Origin of the sequence: Rhizobium sp. PDO1-076 (assembly GCF_000247475.1) — a bacterium.
Lineage (GTDB): Bacteria > Pseudomonadota > Alphaproteobacteria > Rhizobiales > Rhizobiaceae > Allorhizobium.
In genome coordinates this window covers 1-6,032 of the sequence record NZ_AHZC01000112.1, presented here as the reverse complement: position 1 = coordinate 6,032, position 6,032 = coordinate 1, and the positions used below count along the sequence as shown (strand labels likewise).

Below are 6,032 nucleotides of genomic sequence, written 5' to 3'. Positions count from 1 at the left end.
TGGTTGTCCAGCCCTTCGACACCGAGGAGGAGGCGCTGGCGCTCGCCAATGGCACCGACTACGGGCTGGTCGCCGGGATCTATACTCGCAATTTCTCCGTCGCCCATCGCCTCGCCCGTGACATCGACGCTGGCCAGGTCTTTATCAACGAATATTTCGCCGGTGGCATCGAGGTTCCTTTCGGCGGCAACAAGATGTCCGGTTTCGGCCGGGAGAAAGGGTTGGCCGCCCTTGATTCCTATTCCCGCGTCAAGAGCGTCGCTGCCCGGATTGGAGCTTAGTTCATGGAGAGCGTTTTCACCGCGGATGCCCGGATGACATCCTACTGGTGGGACCGGTCTCCGCCTGAAATGGCGACTGAAGAAGTGCTTCCTGCCAAGGTCGACGCCCTCATTGTCGGCTCCGGCTATACCGGCCTGCATGCAGCTATCGAACTGGCGCGTGGTGGACGCGAAGTCCTGGTCTGCGACGCCGAGCAGATCGGCTACGGCTGCTCGACCCGCAATGGTGGCCAGATCAGTACCAGCGTCAAGCCGGACTTCGCCAGCCTCGTCAAGGCCCATGGAGAAGTGGTGGCACGGCGGATTTTTGAGGATGGCCGCCAGTCGTTGGCTTGGACGGAAGCCTTCATTCGCGAGGAAGGCATCGACTGCGATTTTGGAGTTGTCGGCCGGTTCCACGTTGCCCACGACCGCAAGTCGTTCGACAGCCTGACGGCGTCGCTAAAGACCCGGCCGAAAGAATTCGAAGTTCCGGCCAATGTCGTATCGCGCGCCGAGCAGAGATCGGAGCTCGGCACGGACGCCTATCATGGCGGCGTCATTTTCGAGAACCATGCCTCGCTCGACCCCGGACGCTATCACGCCGGCCTGGTTAGACTGGCGCGGGCGGCAGGCGTGCGCTTTGCGGCCAATTGCAAGGTCACGGCCATGGTCAGATCGGCGAGCGGATTTGCTGTCGAAACCGCGCGTGGAAACGTCGAGGCACGCAATGTCGTGCTTGCCACCAACGGCTATTCCGGGCCGCTTTCGCATTGGCATCAGCACCGCATCATTCCGATCGGCAGCTATATCGTCGCCACCGAGGAACTACCCGAGACGCTGATCGACGCGTTGATCCCGAAAAACCGCATCGTGTCGGATACGCGGCGCGTTCTCTACTATTTCCGCGCCTCCCCCGATCGACTCCGTATCCTGTTCGGCGGGCGGGTCAGCATCGGCGAGACCGATCCGAGGCAAAGCGGCCCGCTGCTCTTCCGGGAAATGCAGCGGCTCTTTCCCCAGCTTGCGCCCTACCGGATCAGCCATTCGTGGATGGGTTATGTCGGCTACACCTTCGACACGCTCGCCCATGTCGGCGAACAGGACGGCATCCACTATGCCATGGGTTACTGCGGCTCGGGCGTCGGCATGGCGGGTTATCTCGGCATGCGGGTCGGCCAGACCATTCTCGGCAAGGCAGAAGGGCGCACTGGCTATGGCGAGACGGAATTTCAGACGCGCGCCTACTATTTCGGCAAGCCGTGGTTCCTGGCGCCGGCCGTGCATGTCTACCGGCTGAGGGATCGTTTCGGGATTTGAGACACGAGGAGAATGCACGCGCAGAATGGCCCTTAACAATGGAAAGAATGGCTATTCCATGATGGCCAGTTTGAGCTTCCACTGCGCTAATGGCACCCGTCACATGGCCCCTGTCGAACAGGTTGCATGTCAGCGTTTGCCGGTGCCTGGACCAGCCAGCCAGGAATGACAACGACGAAAATCAATAATGATTGTCAGCAAAGCAAAGAGGAGAGAACAATGAGAATTCTGGGAAAAAAACTGATGGCGGCCACGGCCGTTCTGCTTGCCGCCAGCCTGTCGACCGCCAGCGCCGACACCCTGCGCATCCTGACCTGGGGCAGCTATGCGCCCGACGAACTGGTCAAGAAATTCGAGGCGGAAAATCCCGGCCTGAAGGTCGAGGTCACCTTCTCCAACAATGAGGAAATGGTCGCCAAGCTCCGGGCCACCGGCGGCACCGGTTACGACCTGGCACAGCCGAGCCATGACCGTATCTATGCGGCGCAGCTCGAATACAAGATCTACAAGCCGCTCGACCTTTCGAAGATCAGTGTCGACCAGATGTCGCCGAACCTGGTGGACGGCGTCAAACAGAACACCACGATCGACGGCGAGGTCTACGCCGTGCCGCATCAGTGGGGTACGTCCGGCATCATGGCCAACAAGAAGGAAGCCCCTGACGCCAAGAGCTGGGCCGATCTTTGCGACCCCAAATACAAGGGCCGCACCTCAATGCGTCTGCGCCGTACGATCCTGCTCGGCACCGCGTTTTCCATGGGCATGAACCCCTTCGATCTCTACAGCGACGCCAAGGCCTATCAGGGCATGCTCGACAAGGTCACGGAAAAGCTTACCGCCTGCAAGGACAATCTCAAGACCTACTGGACCGGCGGCGACGACCTGTCGGCGCTGATGTTGTCGGGTGAAGTCATTCTGTCCGAGACCTGGGATTCCACGGCCTTCAAACTCTATGCGCAGAACAAGGATATCGTCTTCGTGCCGCCGGAAACCGGCGCACTGGCCTGGATCGATACCTTCGCCATCCCGCGCGGCGGCGAGAATGATGAAGCCGCCTACAAGTGGATCAACTTCGTGATCAAGCCGGAAAACGTCAAGATCATGTCGGCCTCCACCGGCTCGCTCGCCGCCGTGCCGAACGCCGCCGATCTGCTGCCCGACGACAAGAAAGAAGCGGTTCAGGCCGCCTTCTCGCAGGCCGATCTGGACAACCTCAAGTTCTTCGCCAACATCCCTCCGGGTATCGAGGACATGGAAGGCATCGCCCTTGAGCGCATCAAGGCCGCGTCGAACTAACCGCGCCTGACCCTTTGCGACAACGGTCTGGGCGGCTGATCGCCCCGACCGCTGAAAGAAATGGCCCAAAATGGAACAAGCGCGATGTATGACCTGAGCTGTGCCAGCGTTACCAAGAAATTCGGCGCATTCACCGCCGTATCGGATGTTTCCCTTCGATATTCCCTCCGGTTCGTTCTTTTCGATCCTTGGCCCCTCCGGTTGTGGCAAGACCACCCTGATGCGCATGATCGCCGGATTCGAGAGCCCGACCACGGGCGATATCCGCATCAAGGGCAAGAGCGTCGTCACGGTCCCACCCAACAAACGCGCCGTCAAAATGGTCTTCCAGCATCTGGCGCTGTTTCCGATGATGAATGTCGGGGAAAACATCGCCTACGGACTGCGCTGCCGCGGCGATGCCAAGGCGGATATCCCGAAAAAGGTGGCCCGCGTACTCGATCGGGTCGGCCTGCCCGGTGTGGAGACTAAGCAGATCGCCCAGCTGTCGGGTGGCCAGAAGCAGCGTATCGCCATCGCCCGCTGCATGGTGCTGGAGCCCGACGTGCTGCTGCTGGACGAGCCGCTGGGCGCACTGGACCTCAAGCTGCGCGAACACATGAAGATCGAATTGAAGCAACTGCAACACCAGTTCGAAACCACCTTCCTCTACATCACCCACGATCAGTCGGAAGCGCTTGTGATGTCGGATGCCGTTGCCGTGATGAATGGCGGACGGTTTGAGCAGATCGGCAGCCCGCGCCAGCTCTACGATGCGCCGGTCTCCGGCTTCGTGGCGGGCTTCGTTGGCGATTGCAATTGCCTGTCCGGTCGGCTTGCCGAGATCCGCAGCGATGAGGCGCGTGTCGATCTGGACGGCGGAGGAACCGTTGTCGGCCACGTATCGGATGCCAGCCGGCCCGGTGATGCTGTCGAGGTTTTCCTGCGGCCGGAGGCCCTGACCATAGCAACCGGCGAGACAAATGCCATGCTCGGCGGCATCGTCGACAGCCTGCTCTTCAACGGCGCCAATTCCCGCATTCTGGTGCGGGTGGCGAACGGCCAGCTGATCGAGGTCGCCGACCCCTCGGCGGCGTCCACCGTCCGCCAGGGCGATGCCGTCACACTCGCGTGGCAGCCGGACCGCGCCCGCATCTTTGCGCTGAGGACAGCCTGATGGGACGCGATACCGGGCGTCTGTCGCTGATCTTGCTGATGGCACCCTTCGCGCTATGGATCGGCCTGCTGATCCTGCTCCCGCAGATCGGCATCGGCTATGTCTCGCTGCGCGAAAAGGTCGGCTTCAACCAGTATGAATACGGCTTTGCCAACTATGCGGCCTTCTTTGGCGAACCGATCTACCGCAACACTCTGCTGCGCACCGCGTCGATATCGATCCTTGTGACGGTTCTCGCCCTCACGCTAGGATTTCCAGTCGCATATTACATCGCCAAGATCGCCAGGGAGCGCAGCCGCGCCGCGCTGTTCCTGATGTGCCTCATTCCGCTCTGGGTCAGCGATCTGGTGCGCGCCTATGGCTGGATCGTGCTTCTGCGCGAGACGGGCGTGATCTCGACGACGCTGGTGAATATGGGCATGATCGCGGAGCCAGTGGAAATGCTCTACAATGACGTCACCGTTGTGATCGGCCTCGTCTATACCGTCATCCTGTTCATGATCGTGCCGCTGGTGTCCACGCTGCAGGGCATGGACGATGCGCTCTTGGAAGCCGGCTACAATCTCGGCGGTTCGCGTTTCACAGTCTTTCGCCGCATCGTCGTGCCCTATGCCATGCCGGGCATCGTTTCGGGCTGCATCATCACCTTCATGCTCGCGGCCGGCAGCTATCTGACACCGATCCTTTTGGGCGGCAAGAATTCCAGCTGGTTCACCGAGCAGATCTACAACCAGTTCATCACCCGCTACAATTGGGAAGCGGGCGCTACCTTCGGCGTGCTGCTGCTTGGTTTCACTTCCCTTGTGGTCTGGGCGGGCCTGAAGCTGACCGGCCAGAGCCTGGCAACCACCGTGGCGAAGGAGTAGTCGCATGCGCACCCCTGTCCATCTCCTGTGGATCTACCGCGCCTATGTGCTGGTCTTCTTTCTCTATCTGGTTGGCCCCCTCGTGGCCGCCGCAGCCTTCGCCTTTAACGATTCGCTCTTTCCGTCCCTGCCCTGGCGAGGCTTCACGCTCGACTGGTTCGTCTCGCCGGTCGAACCGAAACTCGGCTTGTTCCATGATGAGCGACTGCTGCGCGGCCTTGGCAATTCGGTCTATATCGGCGTCATTGTCGCGGCCCTGTCGGTCGCGGCCGGCACAGCCAATGCCTTCCTGTTCGTGCGCAAGGATTTTCCGTTCAAATCCTTCTTCTACATTCTGATGGTCGTTCCGCTGGTCATTCCCGGCGCCATCCTCGGCATTTCCATTCTGGTCTTCGCCTCGATGATCGCCAATTTTGCCGACCGGGAATTCGGGCTTTTCCTGACCTGGCTGAGGCCCGGCATACCGCTTGTCGTGCTCGGTCAGTTCTCGTTCCTGACGACCATTACCTCGCTGGTCATCGCAGCAAGACTGCAGAAATTCGACATGGCGCTGGAAGAAGCGGCGCTCAACCTAGGTGCCAGTGGGTTGCGGGTGCTGATGACGGTCACGTTCCCGTTCCTGCTACCGGCACTGTTTTCCGCCGTCGTCGTCGCCTTTCTCGTCTCCTTCGAGAATTTCAACACGACGCTGATGCTGGTCGGCTCCGATGCGCCGCTGACGGTCACCATGTATGACCGCATGGTCAAGGTCGGCTCCACGCCGGTGTTAAACGCGGTGTCGGTTGTGCTGATGCTCGGATCGGGGATGCTGGCATTGCTGAGCGTCGTGGCCCAGCAGGAAAAGTCTCCATCTTGAGGCTTGCCTGTCGAGTTTCAGCAGGATTTGACCCGGTGGGGATGCGGACGAAAACTTGGACTACCAAGGAGGTAGTTCATGTATTCATCGCAGACAAGATTCGAGCGGTCGAGCTCTACATCAAGCTCGGCAAACGTGTCAGAGCGACCATTCGTCAGCTGGGTAACCCAACCAAGAATGCCCTGAAGGGCTGGCGCCGCGAATACGAGCAACGCCTCAATTTGCCTTGGGCTGTGCTGTCCGAGCCCCCAAATGGACTTGCTTCGGAGAAGTGGAGA

The 6,032-nt window shown here is 60.3% G+C and carries 6 protein-coding genes and 1 pseudogene; all 7 read left to right on the top strand.

Annotated elements, in window-relative coordinates; all coding sequences use genetic code 11:
• On the top strand, positions 1–281 hold a 281-nt coding region (locus PDO_RS08835; protein WP_007600537.1), incomplete at its 5' end, for an aldehyde dehydrogenase family protein.
• Between the two features lie 3 nt (positions 282–284).
• Entirely contained in the window at positions 285–1,580 is a 1,296-nt protein-coding gene (locus PDO_RS08830; RefSeq protein ID WP_007600536.1) for an NAD(P)/FAD-dependent oxidoreductase, read from the top strand.
• 219 nt (positions 1,581–1,799) lie between these two features.
• Positions 1,800–2,876: an extracellular solute-binding protein gene (locus PDO_RS08825; protein ID WP_007600535.1), complete on the top strand. Its 1,077-nt coding sequence runs from the start codon at positions 1,800–1,802 to the stop codon at positions 2,874–2,876.
• 145 nt (positions 2,877–3,021) lie between these two features.
• A complete protein-coding gene (locus tag PDO_RS08820; RefSeq protein WP_007600534.1) occupies positions 3,022–4,032 on the top strand; it encodes an ABC transporter ATP-binding protein in 1,011 nt (336 codons plus the stop codon).
• Positions 4,032–4,898 (top strand): ABC transporter permease, encoded by an 867-nt coding sequence (locus PDO_RS08815; protein WP_007600533.1) that lies wholly within the window; start codon positions 4,032–4,034, stop codon positions 4,896–4,898. The genes PDO_RS08820 and PDO_RS08815 overlap by 1 nt, the downstream gene beginning before the upstream one ends.
• A 4-nt stretch (positions 4,899–4,902) precedes the next feature.
• Complete coding sequence (locus PDO_RS08810) at positions 4,903–5,754, top strand: ABC transporter permease (RefSeq protein WP_007600532.1); 852 nt, start codon at positions 4,903–4,905, stop codon at positions 5,752–5,754.
• Positions 5,755–5,795: 41 nt separating this feature from the next.
• A pseudogene (locus tag PDO_RS08805) lies at positions 5,796–6,032 on the top strand (hypothetical protein); the annotation flags it as partial.